The sequence below is a fragment of the Halorarum salinum genome, from assembly GCF_013402875.1.
Taxonomy (GTDB): Archaea; Halobacteriota; Halobacteria; order Halobacteriales; family Haloferacaceae; genus Halorarum; species Halorarum salinum.
Window position 1 is genome coordinate 2,017,069 of record NZ_CP058579.1, and the last position, 15,288, is coordinate 2,032,356.

24 protein-coding genes are annotated in these 15,288 nt (G+C 54.9%); 10 read left to right on the forward strand and 14 right to left on the reverse strand.

Annotated features, from left to right (window positions below; genetic code table 11):
• Nucleotides 1-116: 116 nt before the first annotated feature.
• From HUG12_RS09740 to HUG12_RS09750, 3 genes are all read left to right on the forward strand, one after another.
• Nucleotides 117-284, forward strand: coding sequence for a DUF1931 domain-containing protein (locus HUG12_RS09740; RefSeq protein ID WP_179268572.1), 168 nt, complete (start codon nt 117-119; stop codon nt 282-284).
• Nucleotides 285-594: 310 nt separating this feature from the next.
• On the forward strand, nt 595-1,023 hold the full coding sequence (locus tag HUG12_RS09745) for a hypothetical protein (RefSeq protein WP_179268573.1): 429 nt from the start codon (nt 595-597) through the stop codon (nt 1,021-1,023).
• Nucleotides 1,024-1,163: 140 nt separating this feature from the next.
• Nucleotides 1,164-1,649, forward strand: coding sequence for a hypothetical protein (locus HUG12_RS09750; protein ID WP_179268574.1), 486 nt, complete (start codon nt 1,164-1,166; stop codon nt 1,647-1,649).
• A gap of 580 nt (nt 1,650-2,229) precedes the next feature.
• Here HUG12_RS09750 and HUG12_RS09755 read toward each other — a convergent pair.
• Nucleotides 2,230-2,805, reverse strand: coding sequence for a type II toxin-antitoxin system CcdA family antitoxin (locus HUG12_RS09755; protein WP_179268575.1), 576 nt, complete (start codon nt 2,803-2,805; stop codon nt 2,230-2,232).
• 223 nt (nt 2,806-3,028) lie between these two features.
• Between HUG12_RS09755 and HUG12_RS09760 the strand changes: the two genes are divergently transcribed.
• Nucleotides 3,029-3,673: a hypothetical protein gene (locus HUG12_RS09760; protein WP_179268576.1), complete on the forward strand. Its 645-nt coding sequence runs from the start codon at nt 3,029-3,031 to the stop codon at nt 3,671-3,673.
• 121 nt (nt 3,674-3,794) lie between these two features.
• Here the strand turns inward: HUG12_RS09760 and HUG12_RS09765 are convergent, their stop codons facing one another.
• Both HUG12_RS09765 and HUG12_RS09770 read right to left on the reverse strand, forming a co-directional pair.
• Nucleotides 3,795-4,001, reverse strand: coding sequence for a hypothetical protein (locus HUG12_RS09765; RefSeq protein WP_218836290.1), 207 nt, complete (start codon nt 3,999-4,001; stop codon nt 3,795-3,797).
• A 113-nt stretch (nt 4,002-4,114) separates the two neighbouring features.
• Nucleotides 4,115-4,441: a hypothetical protein gene (locus HUG12_RS09770; protein WP_179268578.1), complete on the reverse strand. Its 327-nt coding sequence runs from the start codon at nt 4,439-4,441 to the stop codon at nt 4,115-4,117.
• A 203-nt stretch (nt 4,442-4,644) separates the two neighbouring features.
• Between HUG12_RS09770 and HUG12_RS09775 the strand changes: the two genes are divergently transcribed.
• From HUG12_RS09775 to HUG12_RS09790, 4 genes are all read left to right on the forward strand, one after another.
• A complete protein-coding gene (locus tag HUG12_RS09775; protein WP_179268579.1) occupies nt 4,645-4,851 on the forward strand; it encodes a hypothetical protein in 207 nt (68 codons plus the stop codon).
• Nucleotides 4,848-5,120, forward strand: a complete 273-nt coding sequence (locus HUG12_RS09780; protein WP_218836291.1) for a hypothetical protein — start codon at nt 4,848-4,850, stop codon at nt 5,118-5,120. The genes HUG12_RS09775 and HUG12_RS09780 overlap by 4 nt, the downstream gene beginning before the upstream one ends.
• A gap of 67 nt (nt 5,121-5,187) precedes the next feature.
• Nucleotides 5,188-5,382 (forward strand): hypothetical protein, encoded by a 195-nt coding sequence (locus tag HUG12_RS09785; protein WP_179268581.1) that lies wholly within the window; start codon nt 5,188-5,190, stop codon nt 5,380-5,382.
• 168 nt (nt 5,383-5,550) lie between these two features.
• Nucleotides 5,551-5,841, forward strand: a complete 291-nt coding sequence (locus tag HUG12_RS09790; RefSeq protein ID WP_179268582.1) for a hypothetical protein — start codon at nt 5,551-5,553, stop codon at nt 5,839-5,841.
• 643 nt (nt 5,842-6,484) lie between these two features.
• On the opposite strand, the gene HUG12_RS09795 is transcribed toward HUG12_RS09790, so the two are convergent.
• A complete protein-coding gene (locus tag HUG12_RS09795) occupies nt 6,485-7,294 on the reverse strand; it encodes a hypothetical protein (RefSeq protein ID WP_218836292.1) in 810 nt (269 codons plus the stop codon).
• On the opposite strand from HUG12_RS09795, the gene HUG12_RS09800 reads away from it, so the two are divergent.
• Complete coding sequence (locus HUG12_RS09800) at nt 7,214-7,906, forward strand: site-specific integrase (protein WP_218836293.1); 693 nt, start codon at nt 7,214-7,216, stop codon at nt 7,904-7,906. The two genes, HUG12_RS09795 and HUG12_RS09800, sit on opposite strands and share 81 nt — an antisense overlap.
• Before the next feature lie 137 nt (nt 7,907-8,043).
• Nucleotides 8,044-8,406: a hypothetical protein gene (locus tag HUG12_RS09805; protein WP_179268585.1), complete on the forward strand. Its 363-nt coding sequence runs from the start codon at nt 8,044-8,046 to the stop codon at nt 8,404-8,406.
• Between the two features lie 244 nt (nt 8,407-8,650).
• Here HUG12_RS09805 and HUG12_RS09810 read toward each other — a convergent pair whose 3' ends face one another.
• The 10 genes from HUG12_RS09810 to HUG12_RS09855 all read right to left on the reverse strand — a co-directional run bounded on the left by HUG12_RS09810 (nt 8,651) and on the right by HUG12_RS09855 (nt 14,952).
• Nucleotides 8,651-9,487, reverse strand: coding sequence for a hypothetical protein (locus HUG12_RS09810; protein WP_179268586.1), 837 nt, complete (start codon nt 9,485-9,487; stop codon nt 8,651-8,653).
• A 4-nt stretch (nt 9,488-9,491) separates the two neighbouring features.
• Entirely contained in the window at nt 9,492-9,947 is a 456-nt protein-coding gene (locus HUG12_RS09815) for a TIR domain-containing protein (protein ID WP_179268587.1), read from the reverse strand.
• A 140-nt stretch (nt 9,948-10,087) separates the two neighbouring features.
• Nucleotides 10,088-10,651 carry a hypothetical protein gene (locus tag HUG12_RS09820; RefSeq protein WP_179268588.1) on the reverse strand — a complete coding sequence of 188 codons (564 nt, stop codon included), beginning with the start codon at nt 10,649-10,651 and terminating at the stop codon, nt 10,088-10,090.
• Between the two features lie 93 nt (nt 10,652-10,744).
• Nucleotides 10,745-11,605, reverse strand: a complete 861-nt coding sequence (locus HUG12_RS09825) for a hypothetical protein (protein ID WP_179268589.1) — start codon at nt 11,603-11,605, stop codon at nt 10,745-10,747.
• Between the two features lie 84 nt (nt 11,606-11,689).
• A complete protein-coding gene (locus tag HUG12_RS09830; protein ID WP_218836294.1) occupies nt 11,690-12,058 on the reverse strand; it encodes a hypothetical protein in 369 nt (122 codons plus the stop codon).
• A 31-nt stretch (nt 12,059-12,089) separates the two neighbouring features.
• Entirely contained in the window at nt 12,090-12,449 is a 360-nt protein-coding gene (locus HUG12_RS09835) for a hypothetical protein (protein WP_179268591.1), read from the reverse strand.
• 38 nt (nt 12,450-12,487) lie between these two features.
• Nucleotides 12,488-12,712 (reverse strand): hypothetical protein, encoded by a 225-nt coding sequence (locus tag HUG12_RS09840; protein WP_179268592.1) that lies wholly within the window; start codon nt 12,710-12,712, stop codon nt 12,488-12,490.
• A gap of 318 nt (nt 12,713-13,030) precedes the next feature.
• A complete protein-coding gene (locus tag HUG12_RS09845) occupies nt 13,031-13,498 on the reverse strand; it encodes a hypothetical protein (protein WP_179268593.1) in 468 nt (155 codons plus the stop codon).
• A 10-nt stretch (nt 13,499-13,508) separates the two neighbouring features.
• A complete protein-coding gene (locus HUG12_RS09850) occupies nt 13,509-14,189 on the reverse strand; it encodes a hypothetical protein (RefSeq protein WP_179268594.1) in 681 nt (226 codons plus the stop codon).
• Nucleotides 14,190-14,610: 421 nt separating this feature from the next.
• Nucleotides 14,611-14,952, reverse strand: a complete 342-nt coding sequence (locus HUG12_RS09855) for a hypothetical protein (RefSeq protein ID WP_179268595.1) — start codon at nt 14,950-14,952, stop codon at nt 14,611-14,613.
• Nucleotides 14,953-15,288 lie beyond the last annotated feature (336 nt).

Here is a 15,288-nt window from a genome sequence, read left to right on the forward strand (position 1 = left end):
AGATGGAGTAATCGAACCAGTTCTCCACGGTTGATTCCACAGAGTGAACACAGAGAAATAGGGTTACATCCCCTCTTCTCAAGGTTTATTGTCCCTGATTCTGAACCAGTATCTGCATGGCAGACCTTGTGGTCAAATCCGCTGTGAAGGAGAAGCTCGAAGGAAAGAACGTCGCGGGAGACCTCTACGAGAGTCTGAACGAGGAGGTTGCTGAACTCCTCGATGATGCTGCGCGCCGCGCTGAGGAGAACGAGCGGAAGACGGTGCAGCCTCGCGACCTCTAACACCGAAGAGTATCACTTAGCCTATCGGATTTCTTCTCCTAGCGGATCGAGGTATCATCGGAATAGTTGAGAAAGGAGTCTATTACTAAATAGCCGATTGTCATACTATTCCTGAATACACGTACAGGGTGTTCAACTGAGGCATCACTATATGGTAACAATCGAACGAAGAAAGTACTTATTGGGAATTTCCACGTTCGCTAGCACCTTCGTTGGTGGCTGTATTACGGGCGATCCTAATGCTAGCTCCGGCTCTACATCTAACGAATCGACACCTACGACAGCGCCAGAGTCAGCCAGAACATCGTCTGTGCAATCTACTGCCAATTGGAGCGACGAGGATCTGGAAACATTTGCTGATTATACAGAACAACGGTTATACGAAGAGTACAAGGGTGATGTCGAGGTCCAGCCAATCTCTGTCGAAGGTAACCGCTGGCAGATGATTTATTCGTCCCCGTCGACAGAAGATAGACAAATCGCCGGTGAAGTTATTGAAATAGCCGTCGGGTATGGGAGATTTGTTGCTGATGACTTCGGTTACGTCGATGATAGTCCGCCGACCGGACTGGACGCTACAGTCCATAGCGACTCAGAGGGGCAGGAGATTGCTTCTTGGAAGGCAGAGACCGAATGGGCAGTCAAAACCTGGGACACTCTCGAGATCTCGTATCGAGACTATCAGACTCTCGTTCTTAACACTCTGGAAATCAAAGGCCGGTATCCGTACGAGGAGTAAACTGATTTTCAGACGAATCACGAACTAGGCACGTTCTCCACTGAAGGAGTTATATACTGAACCCGAGTTCGCACCGAGTCTACTGCGATGGGCCAAGAGAAGACGCGTTTTATACAGCCCCTCAACCATATAGCGTTGTCATGAGTACGAACGTGTTCCTGGCGCCGTGTGACCCGGGCAACATTGACCGGACGGTGCGTTCCCCTGTTGATCTCAGTGAGTACCCCGACCATCCGTCTGAGGTGTCAGGGATGGATACCGTCCGGTTTTGGGGAGTGCGTGATGGGTCGGACAACGAGACTTATTTCGAGAAGATGGAGAGTGGGGATCTCGTTATCTTCTACCAGGATGGGGCGTACGTGGGAACGGGACGGATCGGGACGACCTTCGAGGATGAATCGGCGTGGGCCAGTACCACGTTCTGGAACGGTGCACCATCCACGCGCATCTATACGCTCAAAGAGTTCGAGCAGGTGTCTGTCCCGAAATCCGCGGTCAATGCGATCTTCGACTATGTGGCGGACTTCAATCCGCAAGGGCTGATGCGGGTGGCTGATTCTCGAGTAAGCAATTCTCTTGCTTCGATCAAACTGGCGGTAGAGCGATTCAGCGAACGAACCAGCTAGGCCCTGGACCTGTCGGTCGTGGCCGTCCTACTCATATGGTGGCTGAACATGGGCGAGTACCCGAACTTCAAATTCATCGTACGCAGGCTCATATACGGTTTCGTTCCCTGGACGTGATTTGGCGGTCCAGCGTGCGCCGTTCATGTATTCCCAGAGGATTTCACTGGTGCTTCGCTCGTATCTGATCTGTTGTCTCTCGTCGTCCCCCATCGAGTGGTAGATCACGATGTCGAACGTGCCGTCATCCCATACCCGGACGTTGCATGTCCGAGGTGCCGGGAGCTCTTCGCGGGCGAGCTGGCACATGCGATCGACAAGTGGTGCTAGCGGTTCCATCGGTGGGATTCCATCAGCTGTCATGGGTCTGGGTGGTGTCCGTTACTCCCGCAGCCATGCGGGAGCACCGTCAACCGGCATGAACGACCCTCGAGGGCTCTACTCACGGACGTATCTCGATGGAACGACAGAGACACCCGCGACTGCGAGAAAACGGAACGCTCAGACCATGTGTGACCGAGAACAAAAGGTCACCGGATAAGGATGATAAAGGATGGTTGGTTCTTGCAGTCTGATCTCTTGATCAGCGCGTTGCGCGGCCAACCACGATATCCCACAGCAACTCCGGGAAATCGTTGTCATTCATCTCACGGTGGGCGACACCCGCGAATACTGGCCGACCTGAAACCCGTTTGATCTCGTCCGTGGTGACGGCGTCCGCCTGGTCGAGCACTGCAACCCAGTGGACGGGAGCATGGAATTCGTGGACATCGCTGGACGCGGAGTGGAACAATCGGTGTTCCAGGGGGACCGGGTCGCTGCTTCCGTCTTCGAGTGCGATACCGACGGCGCGGAGCCCGTGGCCGTTCTCCCAGGAGTAGATCTTATCGGCGGTCTCGATTTCCCCGATGTGGCCGCCATAATTGTCGACGTCGTCCGGGTTGTTGCTGTCGGCAAATGTCGCGACGACGCCGTGGCCGTAGACGCCCGCACCGGTCTGGCCATGGGGCAGATAGCGTTCGTTCGTGTTGAACAGGTGGTGGGCGGGAGCGTTCAGGGTTTCTTTCAGCGCTCTGCGTGAAACCTGTGATACGTTGAGACCGGCGTCTTTGGCGCGTTCGATGAGATCGTCGTCGATTGAGACGGTGGTTCGGGCCATAGGCAATGTGGCGGTTATGCCCCGGAACTAAAACTATTTCGGAAGAGTGCATACTCTGGACGCACCTAAATGCCTTAGTGCATACATTGTTGTCCGAGACTACAGTTCGTATGCACTGGAAGGGTGACCCGTGCATAATATGGGGTGGGAAGGGTGGACAGATAGTTGGGAGCGGTTTACCCGTGGTCACAAGGTTGTTTAGATCACGCTGCCTTTCTCGCCTATGCCGACCGATAAGTTCGAAGATGCTGTCCCACTCCCGTTTGGAAACGAGGTGGATCCTGCTGGCCGCAAAGTCTCTGCCACCCCGATCATAGAATTCCGGATGGACGACATCACGGTTCAGTCGTCCACGGAAAGGGGCTGGCCGACGCTCATTGTCGGAGACGATGCGGGGACCAGTGTCGGTATTGGCCTGTATTATCCCGGGGACTGGCACCCCGTCCCGGTAGACGAGATCGATCTCATTCTCAAAGAGGACCAGACCTGGGCAGTTGTTGTCGCGTATCGGACCAGACGGAAGGCCATCTCTGACGGGAACTTCGATTTCGGTGAGTTCGAGGGATACGAATGTTATGAGTGGGCCACCGAGGCCCGGATTGAGGTCATCGAGTACTGCACTGCACGAGGCATCACCCCGATTTTCTGCAACCCAACTGCACCAGATCGGTACATTGCGTACGCCTATCAGGAGGCCGATTCCTTCAACGATCTGGACCGGATATTCGGGTTATCTCGCTATCCTACAGTGGTGGAGCGGCGGAAGAAACTGGTCAACTATGTGATTCCGCGTGATGAGCGGTGGGCGGACAAAGACACGAGCCTCCAGGAGATGGCCCAGGATATGTTCGGTGAGGACGACAGTTAAAGCGACAGCAAAAGTAGGCCGACACCGAGGTTCCAGGGGAGCAGGTGGTCCACGACCATTGCAAGGAATACGACGCCGATGAGGGTGGCAAAGGAAAAGAGGAAGGCGCGAGTAGTATCGTTCACTCTGTCTCTCCCTGAATGAGGCGGCGCTGGCACGCCGGGTTCTTCCGGAAGTGGACGAGTGTCTTGTCCAAATCCACGCGGTCGTTCTCGTAGTTCGTTGTCTTCGTCGGCATCGCTTCGCCGCAGAACCGGCACGTCTTCGGCGGGTTCAACGTGTACGTATCACCGACCACTGGAGCCACCTCGTTGTTCATCCCGGTCATGACGCCCAGCGAATAGCTGGTGCAGTCGTCGACGGGCGTCCCGCCAGTACAGGCCGAGCGCTACCCCTAGTGCGAGTACGGCACTCAGGATAATGAAGACTCGAAGGAGGACATCAGTCACCGTAGCCACCCTGTTGTGCTTGGTCGAGGAGTTCCCAGTACACCATCTTCTGTCGCTGTTTCCGTCGCTCTTCTGGCACCTGTACTTCTATTATATCTTCAGCTACAAGCACGTCAGCGATCTGTGGAAGGATTGTTTTCCGGAGACTGGCTTCCGAGTAGTTGGTTTGCCGGTCAGCGGTTTCTGCTGCTAAATCGGACTGCAATACCCTACCTTGTTCGTGGAGATATGGCCACAACGCGTGGTAGGTTTCCCGGAGACTGTCCGATCGGTCGAGTTCCGAGAAATCTGCTTCTGGTGGTTCGGTTTCTGTAGACATAGTGCTGAAGAGGGATGGGGAAAATTCGTTTAAATAAGTTGTTGGGCGTACAACAATTGTTGTATGTGCAACAAAAGCGATAGCGGCCACAGACCACCTGATTCACAGGAATACTGGACACTCGATGGTTCTTCGGGGCGTTTCGCATTAGTCCCTCAAATGAAACTTATTTAATATTGTAAGAATCTTAAAACAAATAGAAGGTGACAGCATTGGCAGACTATGCAGAATTTTTCGCAGTATCATTGACGAGCGGTTTCGTCTACTTTTTCTCTGGCGGTCTAATCACCGCTGGACTTGAAACAGGAGACTTACTGGTTGGCGGGATGGGTGTGTTAGGGCTCTTCGGCAGTCTCGGCGTCACTCACGAGCTCGCAAAGGAATACGGAGAGAAGGACGACGAAGCGTGATAGCGATGGAGGAGATCGTATTCGAGGGCGAGGTCGAGCACAACGAAACTCCGATCGACGGAAAGCTCGGGATCTGGTTGAACCGGAAGAGTTCCAGCTTTCTCAAAAACCTGCTGCACTGGGCCACGTTCCGTCTTTTCGGCTTAAATCGGCACGTGATTACCCTGCCAGCGGATAAGGAACAGGCAGGAGATTGGCGATATGGAGAGACGGTCCGCGTCGTTGTTCAGAAACCGGACCTGGACGACATAGACGGTGATAGCAATTAGAAGAATAACTGTAGACGACAACTTTGACTGGATCCAGGCATGTAAGCGGATAATTCAGAGACCGACGATGCAGCTGTTCCCGCTGTGGTTGGCGCACGAGATGTTCACGGGCTGGAACGACACGCTCCTCGGTGCAATCATCGATGCTATGGGCGGGTATACCGCTGCGATGGTGTTCCAGGTCCTGATCGTGTTAGCGTATCTGGTTCCTGAACATGTCGACGTACGTTTGCAAACGAACACTGAGGGTGATGCGAAGTGACATGGATTCCGAATTGCGATGTGTGCGGTGGTAATATCGATGAAGACGAGAAAACCGTTCAGATCCTCATTGGCGATTTCAAGCGCAATACCACAATCCTTGGGCGCAATAGGTTGAAGCGAGGAACCCGGTCACGTTCTTTCATTCATCGGAAGTGTATCTCCGGATTTGAGCGCGACGATCAAGGCAAAGAATGTCTCGCCATTGCTCAGCACCTCAGTAGTTCCGAAGATTCGCAACAGAAAACGCAGGGTGAGCATAGTGGATGAAGACAGAAAACTGATTGCGCGGACAGCGAACCGGCTATGCGATGAATATGAGATCCGTGGAGGCATGGCTATTGGCCGCCACATCGCATTAAGTGAGTTCGTTGAGCGCGTATTCGATGCCAGGGAAGACGTACTGAACGACCGAGACAAACCAGAATACGTTCAGAAAGAGAGTGATAGCCCTGAGTAGCATCGTAGGAGAGATCGCTGAAAGTTCATTCCTCATCGGCGTGGCAGCGATGTTGGGACCGTTGGCCGGAGTTGTTACGGTCGGGTTGATGGGTCACTCAGGCCTTCAGGGGTTGATGGCAGCCGGTGCGGTTGGCTCATCCGTCGTTCTGATCTATAACACGTTGAAAGATGAGTTCGTCCAGAAAGAGGATGGTAGCGGTGAATAACCCGTTCGTCATCTTGCTTGGTGCGGCACTCAGTCTATTGTTAGCAGTACCACTGGTTGTCTTCTTATTTTGGGTGACAGAACGACTCACACGACCAGATTGCGTTCGGAAAGAGGGTGATAAGTAATCTTCTGCATTGTGTACATCTTGGCCTTAGCAGCTGTCTCAATTGCAGGGCTATTCACGGGGCATCCAGAAGCGTTGATCGTCTGGTTCATTTTGCTATTCACAGGCTGCAGGTCCGGATCGCAGGAAGAAACACCAGAACCCGTCCAGAAAACGGAAAGGGATAGCCAATGATCACGATTGAAACCACGCAGGAGGGGTTGTTCATACTCGCAGTACTGGCTTTGGCAGGGTGGATACTGTGGAAACTGTAGGGTTCGTACGCAATGATGGTGGTGCTCATGATTAGGCCAATGGTTGAGTCAACGGTCAACACTTTGCTTTGGTTCCATTACAGCGCCAGTGGGACGGAGCTGCTCGAGTCAGGAGAATACGAGCGCAAAACTGGCGCAGAGGGAGATACCAGTGCAGACTGACTACACCGACCCCGACGACGACAACCAAGATTTCTCCAACGTCATTATCCAAGGGCCACGGCACAACCGTAAACCGGCTTGCCGGGACCACGGCGCGATGAACAAGGTGTACGTCGACGACGAGAAAGCGTTCTGGCAGTGTCAGGCCATCACCGAACGAGGAGACGGCCATCTTGAAGTCACCGAGACCTGTGATGCCGCCTGCAAAGAAGTACAGGTGGAGGATCCGGTCGGCTTCGCATTCAATGCTGACTACGACCAGCCACGCATCGATCCCGCAAACACACCACGGTCCACGTTCCGGAAAGACAGGTGATACCTGATCGACGGCAACACACTCGCGGATATCGACGACCTCGAACCCCTCTTCAAGCAATGGTGCCAAGACTCCGGGAACAGCGCAAGCACCGCCACCACCTACTGGCAACGCATCCGCCACTTCCCATCCTTCCAGCTCCGCGACAGCGACCAGACCGAGCTCATCGGCAAACTCAACAAGGAGATCGAGACATCCGAACAGCTGACCGCCGTCCGCCAGTTCATCCAGTTCCTCTACGAAGAATACGAGAAGAACGAGGTCTCTGATGAAGCCTACACCGCCCTCCAGATCAAGAAGAACGCGGTGCTCGCGAACCTGGAACTCTCGAAGAAAGAGAAGGCCCGGAACCGGGACGATCGCCAGATCAAGCGCATCCAGGAACACCATCTCCACGCCGACGAGCTGGTCCGATTGCTGGAAGCAGCCGCACCTGCCCGCGCCCGCTTCTATTACCTGCTGTATGCTGGCGGGTTCCGCATCGGCGAGTTGAAACGCCACGGCCGCAAGCATCTGCGCCCGGACTACGGAACTTACGGGGCGATCAACATCCTGCGGACACAGCACCTGCCGGGACAGGGTGAAAATCGCAGCAGTAAGAGCAAGCAGAGTCGGACCGTGGAGTTCCTGTCGAAATACCCTACCCTAATCTTGGAGGATACGCCCGTCGGGACGTGGATGGATGAGAACGACGTCGAATGGACCGAGGTGTTCTTCCCGGAGTACTACGCGCAACTCGAGAACCACTACTTACGAAAATACTGCAACAAGATTGGCGTCCACCGGGTGACGCCGCACAGCTTCCGGCACATGCGGATCACCCACCTCGTCCACAGTGACGACCACGAGAAGGATTGGGTGCAGCGCCGGTCCGGCCACGCCGACGGGAAGACGACCGACCACTATACCCAGACGGTGTTCGATCGTGAGCCGCAACCGCTCGAAACCTACCTTGAGGAGAACGATATCGATCTGATGGACGTGCTTGCCGCACACTGACTATAGAATATCGCGACTAATGTTGCTGTCTCCTACAGTGTTGGAACAGTGAGCCACTGTAGTTATCGTGCGACACAGTTATTACGGCGGGGGTTGTTGTAGGGACTGGAGACGCTATGAGAGTAGAAGTAACCATCGTGGCCGACGAGACCGAACTGCCTCAGATTAGATCCCTAATCGACGGGATAGAGGACGAAGCAGAACTGACTGTGACGGACGACGAGGAGAACGACCCGTCAGACCTAGATCTGACCAACGAACAGCGCTATGTCATCGCAGCACTGCAAGAGTCACCTGAGTCAGCGCTCCGTGTCGTTCATCGGGTCGCAACCGAGCTTGAAGGAACGCCCTTTGACGATTACCAAGAAGAAGACGGATGGACCGACGAACGGCAACACATCCGAGATATGCTCTGGTCCATGAAGAGTGATGGATTGGTGGATAACGACGGGCAACTGTGGTACGCAACTGATGAGGCACCTCCGTACGTGCTGGAATAGTCCCTGAAAAAGACCCTCTCCATCTCGCTGTGTATTCTCTCCTGGTCCCTATTCACCAGTTCCAACAATCCTCTGGGCCTCGTCCGGGTCTTTCTCCGTGTAGTGGTCCGTCTGTACCGAGATTCTCGTATATAGGTTCGCATCAGCAAATACAATGCGAAAGAATAGAATCTGCTCCATACCCCTGACTCAACGCTCTCAAGAAGACATCTCCGTCGATGAGGTGAGGATCCGACCCACTTGTCTAGGCATTCTTCGGAGGATAGTAGTTAGATACGAAATCGGCTACTAATGCCCTGACCAGGTTTACTCGGTACTGCCGGTGTATATAGTGCGAGATGAGTCCGGTCGCGAAGAGCCCGAATATGAATACTGCGTTGTCCCAGAGTTGCATCGGGATGGTGTCGACGGTAAGGAGTACGCCTGACCACCCATAAATCGAAAATTCGTTGCCGTTTATCCATATCAAGGGAGCTGCCACGATCCCGAGCCCTACAGAGAAGAATGCAAGGCTCCGGAATAAGTTCGCAATAGCAAAGAAGCGGTCAACCCTCTGACTCACGCCCTGATTCACCACGTATGCAAATGTGATCTGAAATACCTCTCCCGCTTGGTCTTCACCGATACTGGATACTGTCTGTTGCATCCGAAATTGTGCCTCAAGGAGATAGATCAGTTTTGCTTCCAGCGATTGAAACCCAGGATCCTCAGAGAGCGTTGCCACCCAGGAATCAAGATCAGTATCATCAAACTCAACGGCCTCACATTCGCTATTTACCTCGGTTTGGAGATACTTCTGACGGAGTTCAGCCACACCCTCGTCCTGCAGTTTGTTTTCCAAGTCCGTCGGGAACCCAAATATCCACTTGTATAAGCGACTGGATAAGTGTTGGATCAGATGCCCGAAAACGTAGCTTACAACAAGGAATGCGAAGAAAAAGGTGAGACTGTTGAGTGTCTCCGTGCTCATTCCCAAGTCAAGTACGTGGAGGAGTATCGACGTGAAAAACAAACCCGGGATGAGATTGACCAGTATGTCAAAGACATTGAAGTTCAGCAGGGAGACTTGATTGGTAGACACAACGTCAGATTCGTCTCACTGAGAGGAGGTTAAATATGTTGTTTACCGCTTCTTCAAGACTCTCGTATACTGCTCGTGAGTGCCCTTCAAGGAAGAGAGGGACAGATTCCTCCGTGTCGTTCCAAATGATTACCGGGATATCATGCTCTGTTGCTACGTAGGCTTCAATAGAGGCCCCGGCAAGGTTCCGATGGCCAATCCGCCGAAGGAGAACGGCGTCTGAAGCCTTGACCATCTCAAGATCCCTGGCAATGATCTCCTCGACGTGTTCTCGTGCTTTTACTTGCGAGTGGCCGTGCTGTTCAAACGGGTTAATCCACGATATCTCCGGCCACGTCGACTGTATCTTCTCGTGCCACTCGAAGGGGTTCGGGCCGTCGCTGATAGGTCCCGCCAGATATACCGTGTGTTTCTCCTCATTTTGGGCAACAGGGTGATTTTCCGGGGTGTTGCCAGCCATGCTCTTGAATAGGAATTCCTGGATATGAATCCTTGGTTTATATGAGTTGGCTGTGGTCGAGTCCCAGCGAATCTGGAGTTACAGGAGGCTATTCGCTGTCCCGTATTTCGTGTTGGATCGTACGGTATTCGACATCTGGATTAACGGAGGTGCTCAAGAATCTGTAGGAACCGGAACGCTGGCTCCCCGTAATCCTTCTTCTCTTCTCCAGCAAGCTCACGGAGTTCCGTCACGCGCTCCGTGTATCCCTCGTTAATCACTAATTCAATCGTGTGATCGTTCTCGTCTTCAAAATCCTGGGCGAGCCGAGCAAGCCCATCCGTCAGATATCCCTGGGGGATGATCGGCGCCCAAAGCTGGAAGATATACTCGTCGGCGTCATCGAAGATCTCTGTAACGTACTTGTGATCGGCTTCAAACTTCTTCCAGAGCTTCTCCAGCGTGAACTGGTAGCCCTCGTTGCCGAACTCTTTCCACCGATTTGTGGATGGTGTGCCTGGATAAATCGTACCATGAAGGTGAGTGATAACCTCACAGGCGTAGATAACCTGCTCCCCATTAGTGGAATTGATACCGATGACGTCGATCTCCGTCTGCTCACCTTGCGTTTTTGACCGCTGGTTGTAACTGACGATTTCGCAGTCGGTGATGAGTTTGTGGTAGGCACCGACGATGTGCTCACCGAGTTGGGTTTCCGACACCATATTTTTCTGAACGATACAGCGGGGAGATATATACCCTTGTTTTACCTCACTGACGTATAACTCTCGATGCCGAATCTGATCGCCAGCGTGTGGCTATGTCATGACCGGTGATTCTACATCTGTGAGATCTATGTACCGGACGCCAATGTGCGTGGCCATCCCGAACAAGATCCCGGCTCCGTGACTGACGATGTTGATGAGTCCACCGGAGCTACTCACGATTTCCGGGGGGAGCGCGATCGCAAACCCATGGACACTGACAAACGCGGCACAGACAAGGAGGACACTCAGCATGAAGTTATTCTCGGCCCACTGTGACAGTTGACCGGGCGCAGCTACGTATTCCGTGAACGTACTGGCGTACGTCACCACCCAGATACCGACACCAAGGGCCAGCGCTCCTATTCGAGAGGTTGTGGCACCTAACCACGCAAAGATATATCCGAAGAACAACCCCAGTGAGAGCATTGCAATTGGCTCCTCCTGCTCATCAGCAATCGTCTGTAGGACCGACACAAGGAGGAATCCATCGATCGCGCCGACCACACCGGAGAAGCCGCGATCGTTCTGTATGCTCAATCCCACAATCTCGTTGTATGCGATGTAACTACTCCCACTCACGATCAGTGGGCCGACCGTTAACATGAGGAGGAGTCCGGTCCAGAATCGCCGTTCTACGTTCCGGACACGGTATAGCAGCCAGCATGGGATGATCAAGATGAGATAGATCCCGATGTTGTTCAGGAGGTGGCCGTCACCAGGCCGATGATCGTGCACCAGCGAATTCGTCCAGAACGCGTACCAGCGGGGAGCGGTGTGGTCAAGCGCCAACCCGTTCTGGAAGGATAGCGAGGTCCAGTAGTAGATCGAAGCAAGGATCACAGGAATCGAGAGCAGGAGAAGTCCCTCAGCGACGTGCCGAGGCGATACACGAGCATCCCGTGATAGTGTCATCACCACAACCGCAAGGTGCCTCGGTACATGATTGTACTGACTAGACACGAAAGAGACCGACCATTCTCCGAGCCAGCTACCAGCCTACCCGGAGTCTTCGGCAGGATACAGCACGCACTGGCGTCGCCCCACTAACGCCTCCGGCTGCACGAACACGAGTTCCATCCCGTCTGTCAGGGTGAACGGGTCACCATCCCCCACCCTGAAATAGTTCTGCGGCAGTGCCAGCACGTCCTCGTTGATGCTGCTTGAGCCAATCCAGTGTGCATCACCTGATGCGATCAACGGGTAGCCAGCTGCTGTCAGCACGATCCCGTCGTACGCCGGATGCGTTCCGAACTGGACCACCCCGCCTCGCACAAAAATTTCTGCGTCGAATACGGCCGCTGGAACCAGGAGGCGGCTATCACGGTACGTGGCGGTCCCGAGCTCCATCGTCTCCTGTATGCTCAACGCCCAGCACGAAGAAGATGCACACCAGTTTTCATGTGTAGTCCCCGAGGAACACATACCGCTCTCGGACATCGTACTGTTGCGGATCATCAACACTGTGGGCCGTGATTACCGTCGCCGTCATCCCCTCGACCGCGACCACAACTGCTCGCGGCTTGTCGGTCTCGGCGGCCGGCTCCGGGGCAAACACCACGAACACCTCACCGTAGGTATCGTAGAAGATGCGGCCGTAGGGCTGGAGCACCATGTCTTCGACGACGGGGAACGAAAACCCGGCCCGCTGCCGCACCCGCTCATCTGCGTGATGGGAGAACTGGAGAAACAAGACCTCCTCGAGAACGCGTACGGATGGGACGTGATCCGGGACCGATTCAGCGTCCACCACCGCCATAGTAGTATTCCAGTCCGAATTGGTTTATATAAGTTCAGTCAGGTAGGGACGCCAGCCGGATTCACGAGCTGCCGTGTGCGTTCCCGATACCCGCGTTGCTCCTGGCGGCCCTGGTACTCGGCCACGGCCACAATCAGCATCGCTATGACCAACAGGAGGCTCGCCACGCCGAGTACCCAGCCTGCGTATGGATAGTCCAGGAAGGACAACACCTTGGACAGGAGGACGCCGCCAATCCCTGACTCAAGGAACGGCCGTGCCATCGACAACTTCACCGCAACCACCGTATACACCACAAAGAGGGCGTCACTGCGTGTACAACGCCCAGACCTTCCGTTTCTTTAACCGCCCGTCCGGGGTGGTTGGTACAAATAACCGGTAGTCGCGGGTCCGATAGCGATGTATTTCTCGACGGTCTTTCATCCGTTCGCCTTCGCGCTGTACCTCTCTCTTGGCCGCGGCGCCACCAATCCGGAAGAACCGGGCGTACGTGAGGGTAAGTTTCCGTCCATCAGAATCCCTGACCGTGATGGTGCGCCCCACCAAGTCTCGCGGATAGCGCGGCCGGCCTTTGCGTGCCATCATTCGGGCACCTCCGTCGGACCTGACGGCCCCAGGTCGGTTGGGAACCGGTTTTTGGCCTCGCTCACGGCATCAAGTGCGTCCTGCAGCCCGTCCTGTGCCTCAGCCGGAGCGGTCTCCTGCAGCTCGGTGAGAAGCGCCTGTGCGTTCTCCAGTCCGGTCCCATCCCGAAGACCATTCGCCTGTCCAACCGTCCGGTTCAACGCCGTGAGCGCCCGATCACGCGCCTCCGTCAGATTCGCTTCTGCAGCGACGAATGCCTCGGACGCACGTTCGTGTGCGATCTCTCCCGGCGGTTTCACCCCGATCCGTTGGAGGGTGTCATCAACCGCGAGGTCGATGCTGTACAGGGGATGGTCTGGCCCGATCACTCCGGGATTGACGTCTCGTGGTGTTTCGGGTGCCGCTGCGCCGGAAGCGACTGAGAAAAAGAGGCTTATCAGTAGGAGTGTGGTTGCACGTTTCATAGTATCACGATTACAACAGGGTGGTCAGCCAGTTCCACAGCCCGATGAACGCACCAATCACCCGCCGGTCAAGCTCCGTGTTTCCCGGCACCTCAGGTTCTGGTTCTCCGACCTGGGCCTGGATCGAGTCGCCCTCAGCCGTCCCGAGATCGACCTCGGTACAGTCATCGATCCGCTCGATCACACTGTCACGGTCGCAATCCCAGTTCACGCCTGTCCACCCGGTCGGTCCGTCAACGGTCCCGGTCATGGCGGGGGTGACGGTGACGTTCCCGAATACGCGGCTCGTATTCACGGTGAACAGGACACTGGTCTGCTCTGCTCCGTCCAGGGTCACGTCTTGTTGTTCGGTGATACAGCTGCTGCGGCCGAACGGTCCTGGAGCACAGAACTCGGCGGTGACTGAGCCGACTACTGGGGAATCATACCCGTTTGTGATGTCGATGGTGATGGTGGCGTCTTCTCCACGGGTCACGTCTGAGTCGCCGGTAGCGGAGAATTCGACCTGTTCATCCCGGTCAACCTCGTACTCGGTTGCCACCCACCAACAGGTGGTTGTGTACCTCCCCTGTGTCAAGGGGCGGATTGTGAGGTCGCCTACCTCTATCTTATCGTGGTCACCGATTCCTCGCGTCTCCGTCTCAACGAGCCTGTTTAAATTCCCGTCTTCATCAACTTCGTACACGGTCACCGCTCCACCACAGGATCGCCGGAAATTCCCATTTGGATCCACGTATCCTGAACTGGTTTTGCGCGTGTCAATCCGGTAGTCGCCGATATGGATGTTGTCGCACTGGGCGATGGGCCGGTATCCTTCGTTCTCCTCGAACTGGTCGAAGAAGTCCGGGGTGCCACAGTAGGAGATAAGTGAAGGGTCGTCGGCCTGGAGGGCGGAAAAGGAGAACAGCCCTGCTCCGCCGAGGACGGCGAGTACGCCGATGAGCAGGATGCCGGCGGCGATACGGCCGCGGTCTGTTGAGAGGAGGGCTGTGGGGATGTCAGTATCACCGAGGACTGGGGCAGATCGATAGCGGGGTGTCTGCCTGTACCAGTGTTCGACAGAATTGGTTTAAATAAGTTATCTACCGTGGTGTGTCGTCCCCCTGTCCCAGCTAGTCGTGGTGGTTGGCCGGCCGTAACCCCTTCTCGCGTTGCTCGGCGGTGAGCCACTGCCACACCCACGGATCTTCCACGTCGTCGTTCCACATGTGGTAGCGTTTGAGCCAGACCGGGTCTTTCGCGTGCTCATCATCGTTCAACGCGGTCATCTTGTTCCGGTAGTACACAGGCGGGTTGCACGCGGTGCAGATGAACACCCCCGGCTCCTCAGAGGCATGCCTCAGAAAGGTGGGCACACGATCATAGGCTGAGAACGAGTTCATCCCGACGAGGCCGCCGAGAACAGGTTTGAGTGGTGTAGCGCAGTCGTGTAGCTTCTGCTGGTCTGAATTCATGGTACGATTTTCCCCTCCCCAATGGAGATGTGTTAGGTCCGTAGCTTAACACGGGTGAGACAGCTTGGGCAGCTTGTATAGGCCGGTGGCTGTTTCGCTCCTGTGTAGTTCCAGGTGTGACTACATCGCTGGCAGGTTAATTCCATGAACTATGTATGTATGCTAAAGTATTTATACCAGTATGGTAACTGACATAAACAAGTGACACACCATGGACCGAACACGACTCAACTACGACGATCTCCCGCTGCATCTACAGCGTGTCGTCGACACGATGGAACAGGACTTCCACAAACAGACAGAACCCAACGGCCGCGTCTCCTACGCACTCGGCGG